The sequence below is a fragment of the Vibrio sp. E150_011 genome, assembly GCF_053544015.1.
This window is the reverse complement of the sequence record NZ_JBHFOL010000003.1, coordinates 353538-379083: the sequence shown is the minus strand read 5'-3', so window position 1 is coordinate 379083 and position 25546 is coordinate 353538. Positions and strand designations below refer to the sequence as shown.

21 protein-coding genes are annotated in these 25546 nt (G+C 45.5%); 7 read left to right on the top strand and 14 right to left on the bottom strand.

From position 1 onward, the window contains the following. Positions 1-31 precede the first annotated feature (31 nt). From ACE1OE_RS07805 to ACE1OE_RS07795, 3 genes are read left to right on the top strand one after another with little or no spacing between them, the layout of a single operon-like run. Positions 32-778 (top strand): 5-oxoprolinase subunit PxpA, encoded by a 747-nt coding sequence (locus ACE1OE_RS07805; RefSeq protein WP_449210692.1) that lies wholly within the window; start codon positions 32-34, stop codon positions 776-778. Beyond that, positions 768-1466 (top strand): 5-oxoprolinase subunit PxpB, encoded by a 699-nt coding sequence (gene pxpB / locus ACE1OE_RS07800; RefSeq protein ID WP_449210636.1) that lies wholly within the window; start codon positions 768-770, stop codon positions 1464-1466. Before ACE1OE_RS07805 ends, pxpB begins: the two co-directional genes overlap by 11 nt. After that, positions 1451-2470: a 5-oxoprolinase subunit C family protein gene (locus ACE1OE_RS07795; RefSeq protein ID WP_449210635.1), complete on the top strand. Its 1020-nt coding sequence runs from the start codon at positions 1451-1453 to the stop codon at positions 2468-2470. The genes pxpB and ACE1OE_RS07795 overlap by 16 nt, the downstream gene beginning before the upstream one ends. Here the strand turns inward: ACE1OE_RS07795 and ACE1OE_RS07790 are convergent. Together ACE1OE_RS07790 and znuA are read right to left on the bottom strand one after the other, a co-directional pair. After that, a complete protein-coding gene (locus ACE1OE_RS07790) occupies positions 2465-5884 on the bottom strand; it encodes a helix-turn-helix domain-containing protein (protein WP_449210634.1) in 3420 nt (1139 codons plus the stop codon). The genes ACE1OE_RS07795 and ACE1OE_RS07790 overlap by 6 nt on opposite strands. Before the next feature lie 220 nt (positions 5885-6104). Continuing rightward, positions 6105-6986, bottom strand: a complete 882-nt coding sequence (gene znuA, locus ACE1OE_RS07785) for a zinc ABC transporter substrate-binding protein ZnuA (RefSeq protein ID WP_102468792.1) — start codon at positions 6984-6986, stop codon at positions 6105-6107. Positions 6987-7068: 82 nt separating this feature from the next. On the opposite strand from znuA, the gene znuC reads away from it, so the two are divergent. Together znuC and znuB are read left to right on the top strand one after the other, a co-directional pair. Beyond that, a complete protein-coding gene (gene znuC / locus ACE1OE_RS07780; RefSeq protein ID WP_372059479.1) occupies positions 7069-7857 on the top strand; it encodes a zinc ABC transporter ATP-binding protein ZnuC in 789 nt (262 codons plus the stop codon). Beyond that, entirely contained in the window at positions 7850-8635 is a 786-nt protein-coding gene (znuB, locus tag ACE1OE_RS07775; protein WP_102468794.1) for a zinc ABC transporter permease subunit ZnuB, read from the top strand. Before znuC ends, znuB begins: the two co-directional genes overlap by 8 nt. A gap of 104 nt (positions 8636-8739) precedes the next feature. On the opposite strand, the gene sucD is transcribed toward znuB, so the two are convergent. From sucD to sdhC, 8 genes are all read right to left on the bottom strand, one after another. Continuing rightward, positions 8740-9612, bottom strand: a complete 873-nt coding sequence (gene sucD / locus ACE1OE_RS07770; RefSeq protein WP_102468795.1) for a succinate--CoA ligase subunit alpha — start codon at positions 9610-9612, stop codon at positions 8740-8742. Next, positions 9612-10778: an ADP-forming succinate--CoA ligase subunit beta gene (sucC, locus tag ACE1OE_RS07765; protein WP_372059480.1), complete on the bottom strand. Its 1167-nt coding sequence runs from the start codon at positions 10776-10778 to the stop codon at positions 9612-9614. The genes sucD and sucC overlap by 1 nt, the downstream gene beginning before the upstream one ends. Before the next feature lie 189 nt (positions 10779-10967). Beyond that, positions 10968-12173: a 2-oxoglutarate dehydrogenase complex dihydrolipoyllysine-residue succinyltransferase gene (gene odhB / locus ACE1OE_RS07760; protein WP_372059481.1), complete on the bottom strand. Its 1206-nt coding sequence runs from the start codon at positions 12171-12173 to the stop codon at positions 10968-10970. Positions 12174-12194: 21 nt separating this feature from the next. Beyond that, positions 12195-15014, bottom strand: coding sequence for a 2-oxoglutarate dehydrogenase E1 component (gene sucA / locus ACE1OE_RS07755; RefSeq protein WP_102468798.1), 2820 nt, complete (start codon positions 15012-15014; stop codon positions 12195-12197). Positions 15015-15138: 124 nt separating this feature from the next. Beyond that, complete coding sequence (locus ACE1OE_RS07750) at positions 15139-15849, bottom strand: succinate dehydrogenase iron-sulfur subunit (protein ID WP_102468799.1); 711 nt, start codon at positions 15847-15849, stop codon at positions 15139-15141. A 15-nt stretch (positions 15850-15864) separates the two neighbouring features. After that, positions 15865-17631: a succinate dehydrogenase flavoprotein subunit gene (sdhA, locus tag ACE1OE_RS07745; protein WP_102468800.1), complete on the bottom strand. Its 1767-nt coding sequence runs from the start codon at positions 17629-17631 to the stop codon at positions 15865-15867. Further along, the gene (sdhD, locus tag ACE1OE_RS07740) at positions 17632-17979 is read right to left on the bottom strand and encodes a succinate dehydrogenase, hydrophobic membrane anchor protein (protein WP_102468801.1); all 348 of its coding nucleotides are present in this window, start codon (positions 17977-17979) and stop codon (positions 17632-17634) included. Further along, the gene (gene sdhC, locus ACE1OE_RS07735) at positions 17973-18365 is read right to left on the bottom strand and encodes a succinate dehydrogenase cytochrome b556 subunit (RefSeq protein ID WP_102468802.1); all 393 of its coding nucleotides are present in this window, start codon (positions 18363-18365) and stop codon (positions 17973-17975) included. The genes sdhD and sdhC overlap by 7 nt, the downstream gene beginning before the upstream one ends. A 393-nt stretch (positions 18366-18758) precedes the next feature. Between sdhC and ACE1OE_RS07730 the strand changes: the two genes are divergently transcribed. Continuing rightward, positions 18759-20048, top strand: a complete 1290-nt coding sequence (locus ACE1OE_RS07730; RefSeq protein ID WP_102468803.1) for a citrate synthase — start codon at positions 18759-18761, stop codon at positions 20046-20048. Positions 20049-20181: 133 nt separating this feature from the next. On the opposite strand, the gene ACE1OE_RS07725 is transcribed toward ACE1OE_RS07730, so the two are convergent. Continuing rightward, a complete protein-coding gene (locus ACE1OE_RS07725; RefSeq protein ID WP_449210633.1) occupies positions 20182-20937 on the bottom strand; it encodes a Nif3-like dinuclear metal center hexameric protein in 756 nt (251 codons plus the stop codon). A 79-nt stretch (positions 20938-21016) separates the two neighbouring features. Here ACE1OE_RS07725 and ACE1OE_RS07720 point away from each other — a divergent pair, with 79 nt between their 5' ends. Then, the gene (locus ACE1OE_RS07720; protein WP_449210632.1) at positions 21017-21805 is read left to right on the top strand and encodes a DUF1853 family protein; all 789 of its coding nucleotides are present in this window, start codon (positions 21017-21019) and stop codon (positions 21803-21805) included. A 76-nt stretch (positions 21806-21881) separates the two neighbouring features. Here the strand turns inward: ACE1OE_RS07720 and thiI are convergent, their stop codons facing one another. The 3 genes from thiI to pomA form a co-directional block, all read right to left on the bottom strand. Beyond that, on the bottom strand, positions 21882-23330 hold the full coding sequence (thiI, locus tag ACE1OE_RS07715) for a tRNA uracil 4-sulfurtransferase ThiI (RefSeq protein ID WP_449210631.1): 1449 nt from the start codon (positions 23328-23330) through the stop codon (positions 21882-21884). Between the two features lie 280 nt (positions 23331-23610). Further along, complete coding sequence (locus tag ACE1OE_RS07710) at positions 23611-24507, bottom strand: flagellar motor protein MotB (RefSeq protein ID WP_372078294.1); 897 nt, start codon at positions 24505-24507, stop codon at positions 23611-23613. 99 nt (positions 24508-24606) lie between these two features. Further along, positions 24607-25371, bottom strand: coding sequence for a flagellar motor protein PomA (gene pomA / locus ACE1OE_RS07705; RefSeq protein ID WP_102468808.1), 765 nt, complete (start codon positions 25369-25371; stop codon positions 24607-24609). Positions 25372-25546 lie beyond the last annotated feature (175 nt).

Sequence of the window (25546 nt, the reverse complement as noted above, 5' to 3'; positions counted from 1 at the left end):
ATTCATTTATTTTCAGGAAATTAGAGTCATGATGACACTAAATGGCGACGTAGGTGAAAGCTACGGTATATGGTCGCTTGGCCGTGATGAACAACTCATCCCACTATTGGATATGGCCAATATCGCTTGTGGGTTTCACGCCTCCGACCCAGAAACGATGTCTAACACCGTCCGGCTATGCCGCCAGCATAATGTCTCTATTGGCGCTCATCCCGGCTACGATGACAAGGTAGGCTTTGGTCGCAGAAGCATTGATATGTCTGAAAGTGCAATCACCGCGTCGATTATGTACCAAGTCGGCGCATTACAAGGCATCTGTCAGCTGCACTCATGTCAAGTCGACTACATAAAACCTCACGGTGCGATGTACCACGATATGATGGCTTCAACGTCCGTTATGACGGCTATTTTTAAGGCAGCGGCCATACTCAATCTCCCAGTGATGCTTTTAGCAAACAAACAACCTGAGCCATCGATTCATCTCGCTAATGAAATGGGAGTGACGGTCATCTTCGAAGCCTTTGCGGACCGTCGATATACAGAAGGTGGAGAATTAGCACCGCGTACTCAAACTGACGCAGTATTTCACAAGGAAGACGATATTCTTACACAAGCACATTCGATCTTGGAGAATAGCGTGGTGTTTTCAGCAACAGGTCGTGCGCTGAAACTCAGCGCAAGTACATTATGTGTTCATGGCGATAACGCTGCCTCTATTGAAGTCGCCACATCAATAAGAACATTAATTAATCAGTATGGTTTAACCAATGAACCGTAGCCTAACGATTCAACCGGCTTCCGAGTCTAGTCTCATCGTCTATTTTGGTGCTGAGATTGACCCAGAGCTACCCGTACTGATCGCAGAGTATGCACGACAGATTAAGCAACACTATGCACCATACATTCTAAATTGCATCCCATCTTATACATCGCTCACGATTGAGTACCACCCGCTTAAGCTAGATGACGCCGAACTTCGTCGTTTCATCAGCGCGATAAAGCCAATGAGGCAAGACTCAAACCGCTTGCAAAAAACCATCCAGTTACCTATCTACTATGATACCAGCGTGGGTCCCGACCTCATCAACATGGCCGCACAACTCTCGCTTTCAACACATGACATTATCGCTTGCCATCAATCAACAATTTATACCGTTTGTGCAATAGGTTTTGCTCCCGGTTTTGCTTTTCTTGCTGACGTAGATCCTCTTATTCGCATGCCTAGGCTAACAGAGCCAAGAAAATTCGTACCAAAAGGAAGCGTAGGTATTGCTGACCGCCAAACCGCGGTTTATCCCATGTCGACACCCGGTGGTTGGAACATTATCGGTAATTGCCCTGTCTCGCTGTATGACGCCGCTTCGCCGCAACATTCGTTATTACAGGTAGGTGACCGCGTTCAATTCCATGCTATTCATCAAGATGAGTTCATCGCACTAGGAGGTGAGTTATGCCCGCATTGGTGATCATTAATCCAGGCCACCTCTGTTTGGTTCAAGATCTCGGGCGATTTAATGTCGGTCAATTTGGTCTAAGTCAAGGAGGGGCTTGCGACTTGCATGCTCATTGCTGGGGACAAAAGGCATTAGGAAATCCCATCACAAATAGCAGTATTGAGATCTTATTTGGACATGCTCAATTTCAGGCAACCGACACTATCACCATGATTCTCACTGGCGCAGACTGCCAAGCGGTGACCACCCCCTCCCTTCAACCGATCTCAAATTGGCAGCCATTTACCCTCAATAAAGGCGAGTGTTTGACGTTGAAACGTCCCAAAAGTGGATTGCGTACCTACCTTTCTATCCAAGGCGCGTTTGATATCCCCTCACATCTCGGCAGTGTTTCTACCGTGATGAGAAATCAAGTTGGTGGTATCAATAATGGTGAACCACTAAAGAAAGGCGACATACTCGCAATAAAACAAGATACACTGCCCATAGCGCCAACATCAGACTCACCAAGACCTCGCTCACCTATGGCTGGATCTCAAATACCTCGCTCACAAATATCAACGTATCCCGCGTTGCAAAAAATCAAATTGATTCCCAGCTATCAGCACGCTACTTTTTCTGATGCGTTTCGACGTGACTTTTTTCAGCGAACCTTCACCGTTTCACCGCAAACTGATCGCATGGGCATTCGTTTAACCATAGATCAAACCAGCTCACCTTCTTCTAGATCGACGTCACCGCAATTAAGCCAGCCGCGGTTAACACCACAGGACATCAGCATGATCTCAGAGGGAATTGTATGCGGTTCCGTTCAAATTACTCATGGCGGCTCACCCATTATTTTATTACAAGATAGGCAAACTCTTGGCGGTTACCGTAAGATTGGGGTGGTTGCATTTCGAGATTTAATGAAGCTAGGACAACTACGTCCCGGCGATCAGCTCATGTTTGAGCGCACTAACCTTGAGGTCGAGCGCGTCAAACAACGCGCTTTTTTCCACGCCTTTTCGCTATGAAGACTCATCGTTATCTAGCAGCACAAACTTAGAGGGTGAGACGCCAAAATAGAGCTTAAAACGCTGTGAAAAATACGAAGGATCATTAAATCCACAAGCAAAGGCAACATCGGCGACCTTGTCTCCTTGCAGTAGCATCTCACATGCTTTTTCCATTCTAACTTCACTTAAGTAGTCAGAAAACGTAACGCCAAACAAAGATTTAAATCGCCTTTGTAAACTACGTTCAGAAATAAACAAGGCCTTGGCGGCACTTGATGTACTGAATTCCGCGTGAGTACATTGCTCTGCCACTAACTGAATCACATTCGTTTTCCAGTCATCATGCTTAGCACTCGTTTTATCATGCATTGTTGGCGACGTATTTGTTACGGGGCTAGGAGGGACAAATAACGGTTGATTCTCAATCGTCGCCACTGAGTTCTCGCTATATAGGTTCCACCGTATCACCACTCGATTCAACTCACCCCTTTCAATAGGAAGCAGTTCCCCCCCCGAATTATGTATATGCATAGGTAAACGACTTGGGCTGAAGTCTAAGACTTTCTCTAAGTCCGTGCTTTCGAATCCCTCCGGCGCTCGGTTTACACTCGGAAACGGCAATCCTGAATCCTCAAATATCACGCTTAGCTTAGTTCGATCCACATCGACAATAATGTCCATGACTTGCCCCCTGACTAGGCGCTTCAATGCACTTGCCAAAACAGAATTGAAAATAATATCTAGATTGCAATCGTCTAAAATAACCTTACTTTGAGATGGTAAAACACCCAAATTAATTCGCACACCATGACTATCAAACTCTTGTTGCCAAGCCTTAACGGAAAAATAAATAAACGCACTCACAGAACATACTGGCGAACGTTGACTGTCTTTGTTAAAAACCGCTTCGAGGTTATTAAATGGTTCATCGTGATGCTTATTATCCCGATGCATTTTTTCTTGATATTCTCGATACCAAACATTCTGTTTTGATGCATCCATTGCCGCTTTCACTAAGTCACGTACGACCTCTTGCCTGACGTGAAAAACTTTACGTAGTTGCTGATTACTCCGAATAAGCACTCGGCTTTGATGCTGCAATTGCTCTGTTTTAAGCGATACCTGAGTCTTTAACATCTTATTAATTGCGGTAACACGTCGCGAACGCCATAGAACACCCCAGATAATCACCACCAGCAACATCACCACACTAAACGCATAGAAGCGAATAGACTTATACCATGGGGTTAGCACCACAAATTGAAATGATTTTAGGCGACGCGTGCTCTCATCACCACGCACGCGAACGGATAGTTGATGAGTCCCTTCAGCAGGTTTATCCAAGCTCAACTCAAGCCCTTGGATAGGTGTCCAGTCTTCATCACCATCAAAACGGTATTCAACGGTTTGTCCCGAAGAAAATGGCCAAACGCCGAATCTAGCACTTATCGATTCACCATATGGAATACGCAGCACTTCTGATGGCTTCATTCCAATCGACACGGGTTGGTTATCAACGCGAAGTTCTGTTATCAATACGGTTTGAGTGGGGTATGACGCGCTCAATACCTCATCAGACGTAAATTCGACAATGCCATATCGAGAACCTACAGCAACCGCATCAGTGTCTTGGTTGTACGCACAACTACCATCAATAAATTCATTGTTTATTACACCATAGGGCTCTGAGAGCTCACGCAACAAGGCACCTGTATGTAAGTGTGCACTTACGCCTCTCGATGTGATGAGCCATATTGCCTCTTTACTTTGAGTGACACATACCGGTCTAATATTATTTTGTGGCAAGGCTATTGGCGTCAATACTTGGTTCAGCAGGTGATAATTGAATACACCGTAGCTGCTCACCGCCCAAAGTCCCTCTCTGGTATCCGTCATTTCAATCACACGTCCAAAGGACTCACTGTCATTGACATAGTGGCTCTTATCCTTATCTATCAGATACAATCCATGATCCGTACCAACCGCTAACTTTTTGTTTGTTAGTGCTTTCAGCGACGTAATTTTAGCTGGCAGGTGTTTTTTCAGTATCCAGTCTTGACCGAAATCTCGTAGTGTATGGTTGGATAGATCAATCGCTAATACGCGCAGTCCACTGCTCACCCAGAGAGTATCATCATCGTTATCAAAGCCACGAAAAGACAGATGATCGATCTCTGCTGGCAATGTAGGAAACTCATCCATTAACGACGCTACCCGATAGCGACCTAAATCTAACGATAACAGTCCTCTCTCGGTTGCCAGCCAAAGGGTCTTACCCCGCTGTGCGACAGAAGAGACCTGCCCCCAAAATACCAACGTTGATAATCCATCATTATTGATGGAATACAGGCCATTATTGGTCACAACCCAGTATCCACCGAGCGGGTTGTCGAACATATCTAATTTCGTATCAACCCTTCGTAAATCCTCTTGATGTGTCACTGAAAACCGACGAAATAACGCATCATACTCAGAAAAATAACGCACTCCGCTGTTGGTCGCTATCCACATACCCTGCGTGCCATCTCGAGCTAAAGAGTAAATTTTTTCCCCCATCAGACCATATTCATCATTGGGGTTTACCTCGACTTTGCTGGCTTGCTTGGTTCGCTTATCAACAAGGTAGAGTCCGTGCTCTGTTCCTAACCAAATGTATTGTTCTGATTCGTCGATGGTCAACACATGCGAACGCGCTAAACCAAAATACTGGGACTGTGAGGAACTCAAAGAGTAGATTTCTGCACCGGTGGTGTAGCCAACAATGAGTTGGTTTAAGTCGGTAGAATAATAAAGCGTCGTGGCCAACGCACTTGTGGACAGTTTAACTCGGCTCAGAACATGGTTATCCCAAGCAAAGACGCCAACAGATGTTGCGAAGTACCATGTGTTGTGCACCAATATGGCATCCGATACGTCTATCGTTAAACCTGAATGAAAAGGCTCAAATTTCTGCAGCGATACCTCTGTCACTCGTTTATCCCCCATTGAATAGAGATAAATATTCACCTCATCGACAAACCAGAGATAATCTTTTGATGCGCCAACTTTACTTATCGTATTAATCAAGTCCACATCATAAACATGCCGTTCATTGCCAGTCGGAACCTGTGCGTACACGCTATGATTACGGTAATACCAAAACTGCCCATGCGAAAAGGTAGATGATGAGGCCTCAAATGGGGGATTCTCTACAGCAACAAAACGGCTACCATCGAAAAAGCGTAATTGGTCATGAACGTCAAATGACCACAAGCCCCCCTGCTGACCCATATTGAGTTTTTTAGCGGGTAAATACTGCCCTTGTGATTGCATTTGAAGTGGATAAAAAATAGGAGGGAATTCGGATGCAATAACCTTAGAGGCGATCATGACCGATAATACAAGCATGCCCTGCAGTAGGCCTGAATAGGTTATTGTAAGCCCTCTATACAAATACGCTCTCAACAATCTGCCCATGACTCGAGTAAGAGACATGGGCAATAAACGTCGTTGGATAGAGGCAATGTCAGTCAAGGTAAACCCGGTTAATTCGCGGCGATAATTATCACCAATTTAATCGATTTGACCTTTTTATTAAAGCGTTCTTCTAAAAATCATCGGTTAATCTGTTTATTGGATCACACCCATGCTAGTTAAAGCTCACTCGCTCACTTTATTCTTGCAACAAACAATCAGAGTAACTCATTGAAATCGATTCAAGGAAAGTGAAATAACTGCCTTTTTCAATAGCAATATCGGTGCCTAAAGGATCGAGTCTACCGATGTGAGTACCCGTACCGCGGGTAACGGTTTCAATAACAGCCGGTGTATACTGGGGCTCAGCAAACACACATTTTACCTGTTCACTTTTTAATGTGCTTTTAATATTAATCAGTGTCTTAGCGCCCGGCTTACGCTCTGGACTCACGGTAAAATGACCAAGATTATTGAGACCAAAGTACGACTCGAAATACCCGTATGCGTCATGAAATACGTAATAGCCTTCTTCTTTGATTGGGGCAAGCGTGTGTTTTATTTTATCTTCGGTCAGGCTAAGATTTCGCTTAAAATCCGCGAGCTTCGCAGCGTACTTTTCCTGGTTATCAGGATCCACTTCAATGAGTTTTTGACTAATTGCCTGCGCGACTATTACCGCTTGCGCGGGTCCCAACCAAACATGCGGGTCGTAACTACCATGGTGATGACCTTCATGACCATGGTCATCACTACCGAACTCACGCAGTGGCAGCCCGTCAATATCAGTAATTTTTACGACATTGGTATTGCCGTCGAGCGACTTGGCAAGAAAGCTCTCAAGATCAGGTCCAAACCAGACGACCAAATCACTGCTTCGCAATCTTTTTACATCTGATGGCTTCATTGCATAGTCGTGTGGCGATGCATTGGCGTTCAACAATGAAGAGGTTGTTTGGCCATCAAGAATCAACTCATGAGAGATCATTTCAAACGGTTTAATACTGCTTAACACTTCAAAAGCATTGGCTTTCATTGGTATTAATGTCGCTAGCGCAACAGTGGAAATATAACGGTACATGGCGGTCTCTTATCATAGACTGGCTTAAGAATACGTTAAATGTTACATTATAACACTCAGCATTTGCAAATGAGTTCTATTCATGTCCGAATTAATTCGGCTCGATGGTGTTTCTGTCGAGTTCGGTAAGCGTCGTGTGCTCGATAACATCACATTGACGATCAATAAGGGTCAGATCCTTACACTAATTGGTCCTAACGGTGCCGGAAAGTCTACGCTTGTCAAAGTCGTATTAGGTCTGCAAAAACGCTATATAGGAAGCGTGGTTCGAGCTAAAAAGCTCCGTATTGGCTACGTGCCACAAAAGCTAAAGCTCAATGAAACCCTGCCACTAGATGTCAGTCGATTCTTAGCACTTGCCGGAAAATACAGCGCGCAAGAACGACTTGATGCTTTAAAACTCGTAGGCGCAGAGCACCTTATCACGAGTAATATGCATCAGCTCTCGGGTGGTGAAAATCAACGTGTTTTACTTGCTAGAGCTCTGCTGCAAAGGCCTGATGTACTGGTCTTGGATGAACCCGCTCAAGGCGTAGATGTGCAAGGTCAGATTGATTTGTATGAATTAATTGATACTATTCGTCACCGCTTCGGCTGCGCGGTTTTTATGGTCTCCCATGATCTGCACTTAGTCATGGCAAAAACGGATGATGTGATCTGTCTTCATCACCACATCTGTTGTCAGGGTAGCCCACAAACTATTACGCAACATCCGTCCTATATTGCATTGTTTGGCAGTGCCACCAAGGAAACCTTGGCATTTTATCAACACCAACACAGTCACCATCATCATGATTTATCGGGTGACGCTGTATCGGGTGATGCTGCACAATGTGGACATCATAAACACGGGCATTCGCATCATGATTGAGTTTCTACTTCCTTCGATTCTTGCCGGCCTTGGTATTGCCTTGATTGCAGGGCCACTTGGCTCTTTTGTAGTCTGGCGAAAAATGGCTTATTTTGGCGATACACTGGCGCACGCTTCGTTGATGGGGCTAGCTCTGGGTTTTCTGTTCAACATTAATCTCTATTTAGCACTCATTATTTGCTGTATGGCATTGGCTGTTATCTTAGTGACCCTGCAAAAGCAGCAACTTGTCGCCACTGATACGCTTCTTGGTATTTTGGCACACAGCGCGCTATCCCTCGGGTTGGTTGCCGTTAGCTTCTTAGACAATATCCGCGTTGATTTAATGAGCTACTTATTTGGTGATTTGCTTGCCGTATCCCCAACGGATCTCGTTTACATCTATTGTGGGGTACTCGTTATTGGTGGGTTGTTGTTTGTCTTTTGGCGTCCGTTGCTTTCTACGACCGTGAGTGAAGACCTTGCAGCTGTTGAGGGCGTCAATGTCGACCTAATGCGCTTACTGATCATGCTCATGGTAGGGCTTGTGATAGCCATTGGGATGAAATTTGTCGGGGCGCTCATCATGACGTCGCTGCTCATTATTCCAGCAGCGACCGCACGTAAATTTACCCGCACGCCTGAGCGAATGGCCTTTACAGCCTCGATTATCGGGATGATTGCCGTATTATGTGGACTCAGCTTATCTTGGCTTTATGACACGCCAGCAGGGCCATCGGTCGTCATAAGCGCTGCCGCATTTTTCTTGATGGCTCAGCTTGTTCCTTCCAGAGATTAGATTCTGGCTACTTACTCGCGAGTTTTGAGTAGGTTAAAAAAATGATGACCATAAAAAATGGCTCCCTAGGGAGCCATTTTATGCATTCTACAACTGACTAACGCTTACCAGCCAGTGACTTCACGAAGTGCTTTACCGATATCAGCAAGGCTTTTCACTGTTTTGACGCCAGCTTCTTCAAGTGCTGCAAACTTATCTTCAGCCGTACCTTTACCACCAGAGATAATTGCGCCAGCATGGCCCATACGCTTACCAGGAGGAGCAGTAACACCTGCGATGTAAGAAACGACTGGCTTAGTGACATTAGCTTTAATGTACGCTGCCGCTTCTTCTTCCGCTGTACCGCCGATCTCACCAATCATTACGATGGCTTCTGTCTCAGGGTCTTCTTGGAAAAGCTTAAGAATATCGATGAAGTTTGAACCTGGGATCGGGTCACCACCAATACCAACACAAGTCGACTGACCGAAACCTTCGTCGGTGGTTTGCTTAACGGCTTCATAAGTCAGCGTACCTGAGCGAGAAACGATGCCCACTTTACCTTTCTTATGAATATGACCAGGCATAATGCCAATCTTACATTCATCAGGCGTAATCACGCCTGGACAGTTAGGTCCAATCATCACAACCCCCGCTTCATCTAGACGGACTTTAACGTCAAGAAGATCAAGCGTTGGAATACCTTCAGTGATAGTGACGATGAGCTTTATGCCAGCATCAATCGCTTCAAGAATCGCGTCTTTACAAAACGGTGCGGGTACATAGATAACTGACGCAGTAGCGCCTGTTGCTTCTACTGCCTGACGAACAGTATTGAACACCGGAAGACCAAGATGCGTTTGACCGCCTTTACCCGGAGAAACACCACCAACCATTTGTGTTCCGTAGTCAATCGCTTGCTCTGAGTGGAATGTACCTTGACCACCAGTGAAGCCCTGACAAATAACTTTCGTATCTTTATTAATTAGTACAGACATTATTTGCCCTCCGCTGCAGCAACAACTTTTTCCGCAGCTTCAGTTAGAGAAGTCGCAGCAATGATATTTAGACCACTTTCCGCAAGTTTTTGCGAACCTAACGGCGCGTTGTTACCTTCAAGGCGAACAACAACTGGCACTTCCACACCGACTTCTTCAACCGCACCGATGATGCCGTCAGCAATAAGATCACAACGTACAATACCGCCAAAGATGTTCACAAGAACCGCTTTAACATTGGTGTCGGATAAGATGATTTTAAAGGCTTCCGTTACACGTTCTTTCGTCGCGCCGCCCCCTACATCAAGGAAGTTAGCAGGTTGACCGCCGTGCAGGTTAACGATGTCCATTGTGCCCATCGCTAGGCCAGCACCGTTAACCATACAGCCAATGCTGCCATCTAGTGCTACGTAGTTAAGTTCCCACTGTGCCGCATGTGCTTCACGCTCATCTTCTTGTGATGGATCGTGCATCTCACGCAGTTTAGGTTGACGGTACATCGCATTTGAATCGATGTTGATTTTTCCGTCAAGGCAAAGAAGGTTACCTTCTGCCGTCACAACCAGTGGGTTAATTTCTAATAGGGCTAAATCGTACTGAGCAAACATGTTGCCAAGACCTAGGAAGATCTTAACGAACTGTTTGATTTGATCACCAACGAGGCCAAGCTTGAATGCAAGCTCGCGCCCTTGGTAAGCCTGAGGACCAACTAATGGGTCAATGGCCGCTTGATGAATGAGCTCTGGGGTTTCTTCTGCAATTTTCTCAATATCTACGCCACCTTCCGTCGAAGCCATAAAGACAATTCGACGAGTCGCGCGATCAACAACTGCGCCTAGGTAAAGTTCATTGGCGATATTTGATGCTTCTTCAACCAAGATTTTCGTCACTGGTTGGCCATTTGCATCCGTTTGGAAAGTGACAAGGTTTTTACCAAGCCATTTTTGTGCAAACGCTTTAACGCCTTCTTTCGTATCATGCAACTCAACGCCACCCGCTTTACCGCGACCACCAGCGTGTACCTGACACTTCACTACTTTTTTATCTGTGCTAATACGACCAGCCGCTTCAAAAGCTTCCTGAGCCGTATCACATGCGAAACCTTCTGGTACAGGCAAACCGAATTCTGCAAACAGCTGTTTGGCTTGATATTCATGCAAATTCATTTCGTTATTCCATTTGTTTATCCCTAAAGGGATTTATTATTTCCATAAAGCCGATAAGTTGGCCATACGTCTGTAGGAGGTACTTCTACGAATCGCCCATAAAAGGGCTAAATAAGAGCTAGACGCTGAGCCTGCCTAGCCCCTTTTACTTTGGATGTTTAACCACCCAAATGAACAAACAACACGTGACTATACGTCGAGCAATAAGCGTGCTGGATCTTCTAGTAGTTCTTTAATCGTAACCAAGAAACCAACCGACTCACGACCATCAACAAGACGGTGATCGTAAGACAGCGCTAGGTACATCATTGGTAAGATTTCAACCTTGCCATTCACCGCCATTGGTCGGTCTTGGATCTTATGCATACCCAAAATAGCCGCTTGCGGTGGGTTAATAATTGGCGTCGACATTAGAGAACCAAACACACCACCATTAGTAATAGTGAAGTTACCGCCAATCAACTCTTCAACGGTTAGCTTGCCATCACGACCTTTTATCGCCAGGTCTTTAATGCCTTTTTCGATGCCAGCAAACCCGAGCGTGTCACAGTCTTTTAGGACAGGTGTCACCAAACCACGAGGCGTTGATACCGCCATGCTAATATCGAAATAATTGTGGTAAACAATTTCATCGCCATCGATTGAAGCGTTCACTTCAGGGTAACGTTTTAGTGCCTCTGTTACGGCTTTCACGTAGAAAGACATAAAGCCCAAACGTGTGCCGTGACGCTCTTCAAACTGGTCTTTATATTGCTTACGCAAGTCCATGATTGGCTTCATGTTCACTTCGTTAAACGTCGTTAGCATGGCCGTGCTGTTTTTCGCTTCAAGCAGTCGCTCTGCAACACGTTTGCGAAGACGCGTCATTGGAACGCGTTTTTGGCTACGAGCCGAGATTGGTGCAGCCACTGCAACATCATCTGCCTGCGGTGCTTTTTTCGCAGAAGCAAGATGGGCGTCAATATCTTCACGAGTGATTCGACCACCAACTCCAGTGCCTTTCACATCTTCCGCTCTCAAGCTATGCTCCGCCAATAGGCGACGTACCGCTGGGCTCAATGCGTCGTTAGACTCTTCCGTCAATGCCGCTTTATGGCGTTTATCCGGTGAGGCTTGCGTTGCGTCAGTGGTATCTTTTGTCGGCTCTCCGGCAACAGCACCAGGCTTCAAGCGAGCAATGAGTTCTTTTGATAATACGGTTGCGCCTTCTTCTTGAATGATTTCTTCAAGTACACCCGCCTCTGGAGCCGGCACTTCTAGCACAACTTTGTCGGTTTCAATATCTACAATGACTTCATCACGAGCCACGGCTTCGCCTGGTTTCTTATGCCAAGTCGCGACGGTTGCATCAGCGACAGATTCAGGTAAGTCTGGAACCAGAATTTCAATTGTCATATCTGTTTCTTCCTTTTACTTCTAGTTCTTAATCAAGGTCAACGCGTCGTCAATCAACGCTTTCTGTTGTTTCAAGTGTACGGACATATAACCAACCGCCGGTGAGGCAGATGCAGGGCGACCCGCATATTTCAAATCAACACCTACAGGAATCGCTGCACGGAAATTATGTTGACTTGAATACCAAGCACCTTGGTTTTGCGGTTCCTCTTGACACCACACGACATCTTCTAGGTTGGTATATTTCGATATTTTCGATCTCACATCATCCAGTGGGAATGGATAAAGCTGCTCGATACGCACAATTGCGACATCATCTTGCTCGTCACTACGACGTTGCTGCAGAAGGTCGTAGTACACTTTGCCGGAACAGAACACAACGCGTTTTATCTTCTCTGGGTTAAGGTCATCAATCTCACCAATCGCTGGCTCAAATGTGCCATTAGCTAAGTCTTCTAAGCTGGATGTACACAATGGATGGCGAAGTAAAGATTTTGGTGACATGACAATCATAGGTCGACGCATAGGGCGCACGACTTGACGACGAATCATGTGATAAACCTGAGCGGGCGTAGAAGGAATGATTACCTGCATATTTTGCTCTGCGCAAAGCTGTAAGTAACGCTCCAGTCTTGCCGAGGAGTGCTCTGGGCCTTGCCCCTCATAGCCATGAGGAAGCAACATAGTGAGACCACATAATCGTCCCCACTTTTGCTCACCAGATGAGATGAATTGGTCAATAACCACTTGAGCGCCGTTAGCAAAATCACCAAACTGCGCTTCCCAAATAGTTAGGCCGCCGGGCTCTGCTGTTGCATAACCATATTCAAACGCCAATACTGCTTCTTCAGATAATACCGAATCAAAAACTTGGAAAGGTCCTTGTTTATCATGGATATTAGCCAATGGAATATAGGTGCTTGCATCATCTTGGTTGTGAAGAACGGAATGTCGATGGAAGAACGTACCACGGCCAGAATCTTGACCTGAAATACGAATGCGTTTTCCGTCATCAAGAATCGTGGCGTACGCAAGCGTCTCAGCCATACCCCAATCGATCATTTTCTCGCCGGTCATCATGGCGGCACGATCGTTGTAGAGCTTGTTCACTCGGCTTTGTAGTTTATGGCTATCTGGGTATTGCCCCAATCGCTCACCGAGTTCAACTACACGCTTCATGCCTACCGCGCTGTCCCAGTCCATATCCCAGTCATGCCCGAGGTAAGGGGACCAGTCAACCGAATGAAGAGCCATCGGACGCCATTCTTTTACGACCACTTCACCGCGGTCTAGCGCATCACGATATTCATTGACCATTTGGGTCGCCGTTTCGATATCGCTTTCATTACGCTCGATCAATACGTCGGCATACAGCTTACGAGGTGTTGGGTGTTTTTTGATTTTCTGGTACATCAAAGGCTGTGTAGCATTCGGCTCATCAGCTTCGTTGTGACCATGACGGCGATAACAAACCAGATCAACAATCACGTCTTTACGGAACGTATTTCGATAATCCAGTGCTATTTGTGTCACAAAGGCGACCGCTTCAGGGTCATCAGAGTTCACGTGGAAAATTGGAGCCTGTACCATCTTGGCAATGTCAGTACAGTACATGGTGGAACGCATGTCATGAGGATTAGACGTGGTAAAGCCCACTTGGTTATTAACCACAATCCTAACCGTACCACCCACTCTAAACCCACGAGCTTGAGACATATTAAAGGTTTCAGCAACCACGCCTTGACCAGCAATGGCTGAATCACCGTGTATTGTAATAGGCAAGACTTTACTGCCGTCTTTGTCACCTAAACGATCTTGGCGAGCTCTTACTGAGCCAATAACAACAGGGTTCACAATCTCTAGGTGAGATGGGTTGAATGCTAATGCTAAATGCACATCCCCACCTGGTGTTGCGAAATCTGCTGAGAAACCTTGGTGATATTTAACATCACCCGTGCCCCAAGTTTCATCGTGCTTCTTACCTGCAAACTCATCAAACAAGTCTTGCGGCTTTTTACCTAACACGTTAACAAGCATGTTAAGACGACCACGGTGAGCCATCCCAATAACCACTTCTCGAATACCTTGTGTTCCAGCATGACGAATTAATTCCTTCGTCATCGGTACCAATGCGTCACCGCCTTCTAAGGAGAAACGTTTTGCACCTGGAAATTTCGCGCCTAAATAGCGCTCAAGACCTTCTGCTGCCGTTAACTCTTCGAGGAAAGCATGTTTCTTGTCAGTATCAAAGGAGGGTTGACCCACAACAGACTCTAAACGTTGTTGAATCCAACGTTTTTGCTCCGTGTTTGTCATGTGCATGTATTCAGCGCCAACAGAACCACAGTAGGTTTTCTGCAGGGCTTTGTGGAGGTCTCTTAATGTCATGTTTTCTTGGCCAATGGCAAAAGAACCAACATTAAAAGTTTCGTCTAAATCATCATCCGTGAGGGAGTGGAATGCAGGGTCAAGCTCTGCAACGGGGGGACGTTTCCACAACCCTAATGGGTCAAGATCTGCTGCTTGATGACCGCGAAAGCGGTATGCGTTGATAAGCTGTAGTACTTTTACTTGCTTAGCATCGACTTCAGGATCACTTACTTGCGCACTTGAATGCTTTGTTTCTTTAGCGAGTCGTCGGAAGTAATCACGGACACGTGAATGCGGTTGTTCCACCACATCATCAGGCTGCATAGGCAGCTCATCAAAAACACGTTTCCACTCTTCACTTACCTGTTCAGGATCACTTAGATACAGTTCGTAGAGGTCTTCTACATAGGTTGCATTGGCGCCAGCCAAGTGTGAAGACTCGAGCCATGCCTTCATCACGCCGTTGTGCATATTTTCCCTTACCAGTAGTAGTTTTCATGGTTGCTGCGGTCTACGCCGAGCAATCGAAAGTCGATTCTCACAGAGCCGTTCTGCTCGAATCGACAATTTTATTTCGCTAAAACACCATCGACGATTAAATCGAGCGGTTCACCAACATCGATTTAATATGACCAATCGCTTTTGTTGGGTTCAATCCTTTAGGACATACACTGACACAGTTCATGATACCGTGACAACGAAATACGCTAAACGCATCGTCCAATTCTGACAAACGTTCTTCTGTTGCCGTATCGCGGCTATCGATAAGCCAACGGTAAGCAGCAAGCAAACCAGCAGGACCGATAAACTTATCTGGGTTCCACCAGAAAGACGGGCAAGATGTTGTACAACAAGCACACATTATGCACTCATATAAGCCATCTAAATGTGCTCGTTCTTCAGGAGATTGTAAATTCTCTCTCGAAGGAGGCAAATTACCATCAGAAACAAGAAATGGCTTAACTTTCGAGTAGTTATCATAAAACTGAGTCATGTCGACAATCAAGTCTCGAACGACAGGTAATCCAGGTAGAGGACGAATAATTATCTTATCGCCCCCTAACGCTGACAATGGCGTGATACATGCTAAGCCATTTTTACCGTTCATGTTGAGACCGTCAGAACCACAAACACCCTCGCGACACGAGCGTCTAAATGAAATACTTGGATCTTGCTCTTTAAGCAAAATTAACGCATCCAAAAGCATCATGTCAGAGCCTTCATCCACCTCAAGGGTGTAATCTTTCATGTAGGGCTTTTGATCAACATCAGGGTTGTAACGATACAAAGAGAAATTCAGTTGCATAATTTGGTCCTCCTCTTAGTACGTACGTGCTTTTGGTGGAAAAGCGTCACGATGTACTGGTTCCATATTTACGCCACGCTTAGACATAGCTTCCGTCTCAGGATTGTAAATTGAGTGACATAGCCATTGCTCATCATCACGATCCGGGAAATCGAATCGGGCGTGCGCCCCGCGACTTTCTGTACGGAAGTTTGCTGCCACAGCGGTTGCAAAAGCCGTTTCCATCAAGTTCTCAAGCTCTAAACATTCGATACGTTGAGTGTTGAACTCTGTAGATTTATCAGAAAGATACGCGTTATTCAAACGTTCACGAATGACTTTTAGCTCTTCAAGCCCTTTCGCCATTGCGTCGCCTTCACGGAATACTGAGAAGTTATTCTGCATACATTGCTGTAGATCTTTACGAATCTGCGCTGGGTCTTCACCGCCAGTGCTATTTTCCCAACGGTTGTAACGCGCGAGAGAACGTTCGATATCAGCGTCAGTTGCTGGTTTTGCTTCGGCTTGTTTATTCAGTGTTTCACCAAGGTGTAAACCTGTCGCTCGACCAAATACAACTAAATCTAGCAGTGAATTTCCGCCTAAACGGTTTGCGCCATGCACAGAAACTGAAGCAATTTCACCACAAGCAAATAGGCCTTGAATCTCAACATCAGTCCCATCGGCATCTTGTTTAATAGCTTGCCCGGACACCTGCGTTGGTACACCGCCCATCATGTAGTGACAAGTTGGGATCACTGGAATCGGCTCTTTTACTGGATCAACGTGAGCAAACGTACGAGATAATTCACAAACACCTGGTAGGCGAGATTCAAGTGTCTCTTTTCCTAGATGGTCAAGTTTCAGCTTAATATGTGGACCCCAAGGACCATCGCAACCACGACCTTCGCGGATTTCAATCATCATTGAACGCGCCACAACATCACGGCCAGCCAAATCTTTTGCATTCGGTGCATAACGCTCCATGAAACGTTCACCGTCTTTATTAAGTAGATAGCCACCTTCGCCACGACAACCTTCAGTGACCAGCACACCAGCGCCAGCAATACCCGTTGGGTGGAACTGCCACATCTCAATATCTTGCATTGGGACGCCAGCACGAATTGCCATGCCAACACCATCACCGGTATTGATATGCGCGTTCGTTGTCGAGGCATAGATACGACCAGCGCCGCCTGTTGCCAAAATCGTCGCCTTGGATTTGAAGTAGCACACTTCGCCTGTTTCCATGCAAAGTGCCGTACAGCCCATTACCGCGCCGTCTTCGTTTTTAACAAGGTCAAGCGCGTACCATTCAGAGAAGATGGTCGTTTTGTGTTTAATATTTTGTTGATACAGCGTGTGCAGCAAGGCGTGACCAGTACGGTCTGCAGCCGCCGCAGTACGTGCTGCTTGCTCTCCGCCAAAGTTCTTTGATTGTCCGCCAAATGGGCGTTGATAGATTGAACCATCATCAAAGCGAGAGAATGGTAAGCCCATTTTCTCAAGCTCAATCACAGATTCAGGCCCATTTTTACACATATATTCAATCGCATCTTGGTCACCGATATAATCGGAACCTTTAACCGTATCGTACATATGTTGTTCCCAGTGATCCTCATGCGCATTGCCTAGCGCCACGGTAATACCACCTTGAGCGGACACCGTATGTGAACGAGTTGGGAAAACTTTAGATAAAAGAGCACAGCTTAGGCCTTGCTCTGAAATTTGTAGAGCAGCGCGCATACCCGCACCGCCAGCGCCGATTACAACAGCGTCAAACTCTCGAACTGGAATAGTCACTTACGCACCCCACAGAATAAAGAAACCAGAAAAGAAATAACCAAGAAGTGTGGCAACAATCGCAAGTTGCAGTCCACCACGTAACTTAGTGCATTTGATATAGTCTGTAAGTACTTGCCATAGGCCAATCCATGCATGAATCAGCACTGATGTCAGGGCGAGCATAGTGAAGACTTTCGTAAACGTCCCACCAAAGAATTGCGTCCATGACACATAAGAGATATCGCCAGAAAAGGCACAAAAGCTTACGATGTAAATCGTATAAAGCGTCATAATGATCGCGGTTGCACGAATTAACAAGAAATCGTGAACACCATTACGACCAACTGAAGAAACACTACCTACCATACTAATACTCCCGCCAGCAGAGACAGAATACCTGTCAAGATGAAGGAAACCTTGGCACTTTTTGCTCCAGTATCGAGCTCTTCAAAATAACCAAGATCCATAAGCAAATGACGAATACCACCAACAATGTGGTAAGCCAATGCAGTCAAAATCCCCCACAAGATAAACGTAACGAAGAAACCGTCAACGATTTCAGCCGCTTGCGCAAATCCAATAGGTGATGAAAGTGACTTGGATAGTAACCATAGGAGGATTCCAATCGACACAAAAGTAATCACACCCGACACTCGGTGCAGGATGGACGCGATTGCTGTGATTGGCATTTTTATTGTCTGTAAATCTAAATTAACAGGTCTGGGCTTTCTTTCTTTCATGGGCTTGCTCACTCAGCTCCATTGAGCATTTATTGTTATAGATAAATTTTGGCACGTAAGCCTCAAAAATTAACACAAACTTAACAAATTTCCCGTGTTACAAGAGAGATAATTGTAAATGAAATGTTAAAGGACCGCAGTTAAAACCGACCTCACTTCGGTTTGCACCCTAGATTTTATAAGGACTTGGCCAAAATTTTCACCGCAACTATACGGCTGGCAACATTCTAATACAATTACCGTAACAAAATATGCTACACAGCACAGATTTTTAACCATTTTTACTCAAAAAATCATAACAAGTGCACACAAAACCGTATATAAATTGACTTTGAACTCGAAGCAAAGTAAAAAATTGGCACATAAACATCCTGGACGGATTAATAATAAACAAAGGAGATTGTTATGGCGGATAAGAAAGCGACCCTTCACATCGAAGGTACCGCACCGATCGAATTGCCGATTATGGAAGGTTCACTTGGACCGGAAGTGGTTGACGTTCGTAAGCTTGGAGCAAATGGTTATTTCACTTTTGACCCAGGTTTTCTTGCCACTGCATCCTGTGAATCTCAAATCACGTACATCGACGGAGACAAAGGTGTGTTGCTGCACCGTGGTTTCCCAATCGATCAATTGGCTAACAATGCAGATTACCTAGAAGTATGTTATATCCTTCTCATGGGAGAAGCACCGACTCGCGAAGCTTATGAGAGCTTTAAACAAACGGTGACTCGTCACACAATGGTTCACGAGCAAATCGCAAGTTTCTTCCACGGCTTCCGTCGTGACGCTCACCCGATGGCAGTAATGTGTGGCGTAGTTGGCGCTCTTGCAGCCTTCTATCACGACTCTTTAGACGTCAATAATGACAATCATCGTGAAATCGCCGCCTATCGTCTCATTTCGAAGATGCCAACACTTGCTGCGATGTGTTACAAATACTCAATCGGTCAACCATTCATCTATCCACGTAACGATCTGACTTACGCGGAAAACTTCCTACACATGATGTTTGCTAATCCATGTGAAGAATATGAAGTCAATCCTATCGTTGCTCGCGCAATGGATAAGATTTTCACTCTGCATGCTGACCACGAACAAAATGCATCAACATCAACAGTGCGTCTTGCGGGTTCATCTGGTGCTAACCCGTTTGCTTGTATTGCGGCTGGTATTGCTTCGCTTTGGGGCCCTGCGCACGGCGGCGCTAACGAAGCGTGCTTGCGTATGCTGGAAGAAATCGGTTCAGTCGACAACATTCCAGAATATGTTGATAGAGCAAAGGACAAGGATGACCCATTCCGCTTAATGGGCTTTGGTCACCGTGTTTATAAGAACTATGACCCACGAGCAACGGTTATGCGTGAAGCTTGCCATGACGTTCTCAAAGAACTAAACATTCAAGATCCTCTTCTTGATGTTGCTATGGAGCTTGAGCGTATTGCGCTATCTGACGAGTACTTTGTCTCGAAGAAACTGTATCCAAACGTAGACTTTTACTCAGGCATCATCTTGAAAGCAATTGGTATTCCGGTCTCTATGTTCACGGTTATCTTTGCGATGTCTCGTACCGTTGGCTGGATTGCACACTGGAACGAAATGCACAGTGACCCTGCAAACCGAATTGGTCGTCCACGCCAGCTTTACACTGGTGAAGATATGCGTGATTTCAGACCGTTACACGAACGTGAATAACAACGTTTTATTTGCGCTCAACGTCTTTTTGAGCCCACTTTAACCCAAAAAAGAGCAGCGCCAGGGCTGCTCTTTTTTTTCGTAAAACCCAACCATGCCCTCGCTGCAAACACAGTGGGCTTTTTAAGATGCGTTATACGGGGTTATCAATATCGATAAACTCAACGTCAAGGTCATGCTCACTCGCTAGCCATTCACCCAACGCTTTAATGCCATACCGCTCCGTGGCGTGATGCCCAGCTGAAAAGTAGTGAATCCCCATTTCACGTGCAATATAGGTGGTTCGCTCAGAGATTTCACCCGACACAAATGCATCAAGGCCGTGAGAAGCGGCAAGCTCAAGATAATCCTGACCACCACCTGTACACCAGCCCACCGTTTCTATTGGTTTATCCACGTCAGGTGCAATATGCAAGGGTTCACGATTAAGCACTGTCGCAATGGTTTTGGAAAACTCATGACCAGAGACCGGCGCCTTTAAGCGGCCATACATAGCCACAGATTGAGGATGCCCCTCTAAGCCACCTTCCACATCAATACCAAGCAATTGAGCCAACTGGGCATTGTTACCGAGCTCTGGGTGGATATCTAGCGGAAGATGGTAGCCAAATAAATTAATGTCGTGTTTGATTAAGCTACGAATACGCTGCCCTTTCATCCCTCGAATGGCCTCTGTTTCTCCTTTCCAAAAGTACCCATGATGGACCAAGATAGCATCAGCATTAACGGCAATAGCATGATCAATCAACGCTTGAGAAGCGGTAACACCTGTGACTATTTTATTGATCTGAGATGTCCCCTCTACCTGTAATCCATTGGGGCAGTAATCTTTAATGAGTTGCGGGGCCAGTTTCTCGTTTAATATGGCTTCAAGTTGTAGATGATTCATGCAAATTCCTGATTTGTTTCTTGATCCAAATGGTTATAGCAATTTAATCTAAGGCTGTCGAAAGGAAATAAGAGCACTCATGACTACAGACGACCTCACTGAATTTACATCATGGATATCAACCTCTACAAGCCTTGTCTTTGGCGATCCGCGAATAGCAATCCGCTTACCGACCAAGGTCGATCATTCTTTATCCAAATCTGCGCCCTACAAAGGCAACCCTAGATTGGGGTTTCTTTACCAAGAGCTATGCCGACGACAATTTGAGCAACACCCTAATTACGAGGTCCTTGCGGAAGAGATCCAATTGCAAGAAGGCAAGCGGACATTAGGTGCCATCGATTTTCTGCTCCAGAACCAACGAAATGGCGACGTGGAACATTGGGAAGTTGCGATCAAGTTCTACCTGCTTAAAGATGGTCAATGGTTTGGCCCTAACGCCAAAGACAGGCTTGACCTCAAGCTATCTCGAATGATGCATCACCAGCTCATGATGAGTGACACGCTTGCATTTCAAGAGCAGTTTCCTAATCATAAACCTGCCAGCAAGCATCTTTTGATGCAGGGAAGGCTCTACATCAACCCATTTGATTGTGAATCAGTACCGACACAATGCCTCGAACTAGACATCGACACGGCTAACGTGTCGGGCCGTTGGTGTTATCAAAAAGACATCCACAAACTTAATGAGCCCATGTATGTACTGCCAAAACACCGCTGGGCAACGGGCTTTATTGATGGAGAGTCTGCGATGAATAAAAAGCCTGAGGCTTTAGTGACCTGGCCCGGACATTTTGTTCATTGCCAATCAGAATCTGGCGTGTTTTGGTTCATTGTTCCGAATGACTGGCCACAAAGTTCTATGTAAACATGCCAGAGTCAGACACGAGACGATCAAAAAAAGGCGCATTAAGCGCCTTTTTTATTGTCCAATGTAGATCTCGCTATGGGCGATAAACCTTAACATTGGCAAACCCTTGCTCTTGAAGGTACAGCGCTTGTAATCGACTCATCACACCTCGGTCACAATACAGCAAGTACGTTTTCGATTGGTCAAGATCGCCAAACTGAGTGCCAAGCTTGAAGAAAGGTAGATGCTTCACTTCCACACCGTCCAGTACTAGAGGGCTTTCCTCTTCTTCATCAGCGCTACGGATATCAAGTACAATCGCATGCTCTCCAACGGCTTGTACTTGCTCAACTTCCGGTGCTTTTTCTTGGCTTTGTTTCTCAATGTCACGAATATCCATTACACGTGCGTCAAGAACCACTTGCTCTAGAATAGAAAAATCGAACTTTTCTTCTTCTTTTTCAAGCTTGGCTTTTACGGCTTTTACTGTCGGTTTTTTAGAAATCACACCACAGTATTCTGGCATTGTTTTAGCAAAATCCTCGGTACCAATCTCACGGGCAACATCGATGATGTCCTCTTTATCCCAGTTGATCAATGGACGAAGGATCAAGGCATCTGTCACACCATCAATATGGCGCAAGTTGGTCAGTGTTTGACTCGATACCTGACCAAGCGCTTCACCAGTGACTAGGGCTTGAATACCAAATTTATCCGCGACCATGCCACCCGCACGCATGAACATACGTTTAAGGACCACACCCATCTGGCCGTCGTCAACTTTTTCTAAAATTTCCGCAACAACCGGCTCAAAATCAACAGAGATAAACTTAACTTTTGCTGATGAACCGTACTTGTTCCATAAATAATGTGCCACTTGCTTAACGCCGATTTCATGCGCTGGACCGCCAAGATTAAAGAAACAGTAATGTGTTTTCGAACCACGTTTGATATGCAAGTAACTAGAAACACCGGAATCAAAGCCTCCCGAGATCAAGCTCAGCAAGTCTTCCTGTGTACCTAGTGGGAAACCACCCAAACCTTTGTAACGCGCAATGACCTGATTGAGCTTGTCATTGGTGACTTCAATATTGACTGTCACGTCCGGTTTATTCAGCTTAACGCGTGCAGATTCAATGGCCTGGTTTAAGCCACCGCCAACATAACGCTCTAATTCAATTGACGTAAACTCATGCTTACCACGACGCTTAGCTCGTACCGAGAACGTTTTATCGATAATACGTCGACCGTTTAGCTCTAGTACTTGCTCGTAGATATCATGCATATCGGTAAAGTCAGATTGCTGAACCTCTAAAACATGATGAATCCCTGATGAGTGCGTCAGGATTTCTAGTACTTCATTGTAGTATTGCGACGAGTTTGCCGTCACTTCAATGTGATCGCGGCGGTTAATCACCGCAACAGATTCAGTACGACGTTGAATAATAATACGTAAATTGGACTCAAGGATTTTAGTAAAGCGCTTGCGCACTGATTCACTTTTAACAAAAATCTCTGGATGGGGTTTTACAATAAATCTCATAGTCTAATCACATCTCATTGGAATGCTGTCAATCAACTCGACAGGCGTGGCAATACATCAATTTTAGTACAAAATTCACGACTCTTGCGGCATCAATATTGACGCAAAAAGTTTAGGGGAATTCGTCAGGGGCGCAAGTATATACCCAACTGACTCTTGGATTCCAGTTTATGACGGCTGATCACCTGAGATCTCGGTAAAAACCAAGTATTCACAGTGAGTGAGGATCAAAAAAAACGCCAATACAAAAGCACTGACGTTTTTATCAAGTTTACTAAAGCTACTTGCCGTCTGCGGACACCTCGTCGGTAAACAGAGGCTCACCTTGCATGATACTAATTTCAACACGTCGATTTCTAGCGCGCTGCCTTTCCGTATCGTTCGCCACTAATGGCTCTGTATCGGCAACACCTAATACTCGCAGCCTTTGATGTGAAAACCCTTCAACCTTCTCCATCTCTTGCGCTACGGATACCGCCCGCTGAGAAGAGAGATCCCAATTTGAGCGATACAGCTCGGAATCTAATGGCGTATTATCGGTATGGCCTGATACTCGTACTAGTCCTGGAATGTCTTTAGCAAGATCAGCGACTTGGCGCACCAATGGCCTGAATTTAGGCTGCAAAAATGCAGACCCTTCGGGAAATGCCCCTTTTTCTTCGATTCTAATCACAAGTTGCTGGCCTAGATTTTCTACCTCAACCGCCCCTTGTTTGATCTCTTGCTGAAGCGCAGTCTTGATCGCTTCTTCCAGTTTTTCTAGATCTTTAGAGGCCTCTTGGCTGTCAGATTCACTCTCAGAAGATGCGGTACCAATTTGATTTTTCTGTGTTCGGTCAGCAGTCTGGCCACCTGTGATTTTGCCGTCATCACGCTGGTTGCCACCAGCACGATCAGAATCACCCTCTTGAAACTCCAAGGTTTGCTGAGTGATATCGATGGTTTGTTGCATAATCACATCTATTGGCGTGGGCTCAGGACGACCTGGACGAAATTCCAAAGCAATGATACTCGTCCCTTTGGGGATGTCTTTGACTTCCAATCTATTTTGCACGCCAAAAGCAAATTTCATTGAACCTGCAATTTGCTTGAATTTTAGAACATCCATCTCAGAAAAGGACAATAGCAAAACAAAGAAACACATCAACAACGACATAAGATCGGCAAAGGTGCCCATCCACTGAGGGAGTCCTGGAGGTGGACAATCACATTGCTTGTCTTCTTCAGTCATGATGCCTCCCCCGCGCTTATTCGCTCAATGTGCTGGCGTGCCATATTACTCACCGTCCAAGTCAAAAGCGCGCTTGCTTTCATTCAGATAGTTTTTAAGATAACCATCAATAACACGAGGGTTCTGGCCGTCTTGAATTGCTAGCACTCCGTCCATAATCAAGCGACGATTAAGCTTTTCTTGCTCTCGACGTAGCGTCAATTTATCGGCAATAGGGAAGAACAGCATATTGGATAGTATCGCGCCATACAGTGTCGTCAGCAAGGCAACCGCCATGGCCGGCCCGATAGATTTGGGATCGTCCATATTCGACAACATCGCCACCAACCCAATCAGGGTGCCGATCATGCCCATTGCAGGTGCGACATCACCAAAAGCCTTAAAGACACTGGCGCCTTTGACGTGTCTTTCATCGGTCAACGCAATGTCTTTTTGCATCGCGTTCCTCACCACTTCTGCATCATGTCCATCCACTAGCAGGTCGATGCCCTTCTGCATGAAGCTATTTTGAATATCCATTTCTTCAAGCGCTAAGAAGCCACCTTTACGAGCCGCATCTGCCATTTCCACGATTTTCGCAATGAGGTCTTCAGGCTCATCGGTCTTAAACATAAAGGCCTTACCGGCAATCTTTGCAGCACTAAAGAATTGGCTCAACGTGAACTTCATCAAAACAACAAAAGTTGAACCACCGATCACAATAAACACAGAAGTGGTGTCGAAATAGATCATGATGCTTCCGCCAAGCACCATGGCCATAATAATAGATGCAACCCCACCGATGAGGCCAATAAGCGTCGCTAAATCCACTCAATACTCCGTTATAATTTGACGTCGCACATAACCGTTTGTCGGTTGATAATGCGCTTGAGTCTATCGCTTTATAATGAGGTTATCGACCACACCTCAATATCTTTAAGTTATTTATGACCATAAAATCACAGTTTTAGACATAAGTACTGTAAACCAGTAGGCATTGGTAGTG

What these genes read in the sequence shown, in the direction of transcription:
- sdhD (WP_102468801.1), bottom strand. Translation starts at nt 17,979, where the DNA reads ATGGTAGGTAGTGTTTCTTCAGTTGGTCGTAATGGTGTTCACGATTTC.
- ACE1OE_RS07805 (WP_449210692.1), top strand. Translation starts at nt 32, where the DNA reads ATGACACTAAATGGCGACGTAGGTGAAAGCTACGGTATATGGTCGCTT.
- znuB (WP_102468794.1), top strand. Translation starts at nt 7,850, where the DNA reads ATGATTGAGTTTCTACTTCCTTCGATTCTTGCCGGCCTTGGTATTGCC.
- odhB (WP_372059481.1), bottom strand. Translation starts at nt 12,173, where the DNA reads ATGACAATTGAAATTCTGGTTCCAGACTTACCTGAATCTGTCGCTGAT.
- znuA (WP_102468792.1), bottom strand. Translation starts at nt 6,986, where the DNA reads ATGTACCGTTATATTTCCACTGTTGCGCTAGCGACATTAATACCAATG.
- pxpB (WP_449210636.1), top strand. Translation starts at nt 768, where the DNA reads ATGAACCGTAGCCTAACGATTCAACCGGCTTCCGAGTCTAGTCTCATC.
- ACE1OE_RS07725 (WP_449210633.1), bottom strand. Translation starts at nt 20,937, where the DNA reads ATGAATCATCTACAACTTGAAGCCATATTAAACGAGAAACTGGCCCCG.
- sucD (WP_102468795.1), bottom strand. Translation starts at nt 9,612, where the DNA reads ATGTCTGTACTAATTAATAAAGATACGAAAGTTATTTGTCAGGGCTTC.
- ACE1OE_RS07750 (WP_102468799.1), bottom strand. Translation starts at nt 15,849, where the DNA reads ATGCAACTGAATTTCTCTTTGTATCGTTACAACCCTGATGTTGATCAA.
- znuC (WP_372059479.1), top strand. Translation starts at nt 7,069, where the DNA reads ATGTCCGAATTAATTCGGCTCGATGGTGTTTCTGTCGAGTTCGGTAAG.
- ACE1OE_RS07720 (WP_449210632.1), top strand. Translation starts at nt 21,017, where the DNA reads ATGACTACAGACGACCTCACTGAATTTACATCATGGATATCAACCTCT.
- thiI (WP_449210631.1), bottom strand. Translation starts at nt 23,330, where the DNA reads ATGAGATTTATTGTAAAACCCCATCCAGAGATTTTTGTTAAAAGTGAA.
- ACE1OE_RS07710 (WP_372078294.1), bottom strand. Translation starts at nt 24,507, where the DNA reads ATGGGCACCTTTGCCGATCTTATGTCGTTGTTGATGTGTTTCTTTGTT.
- sucC (WP_372059480.1), bottom strand. Translation starts at nt 10,778, where the DNA reads ATGAATTTGCATGAATATCAAGCCAAACAGCTGTTTGCAGAATTCGGT.
- ACE1OE_RS07730 (WP_102468803.1), top strand. Translation starts at nt 18,759, where the DNA reads ATGGCGGATAAGAAAGCGACCCTTCACATCGAAGGTACCGCACCGATC.
- ACE1OE_RS07795 (WP_449210635.1), top strand. Translation starts at nt 1,451, where the DNA reads ATGCCCGCATTGGTGATCATTAATCCAGGCCACCTCTGTTTGGTTCAA.
- sucA (WP_102468798.1), bottom strand. Translation starts at nt 15,014, where the DNA reads ATGCACAACGGCGTGATGAAGGCATGGCTCGAGTCTTCACACTTGGCT.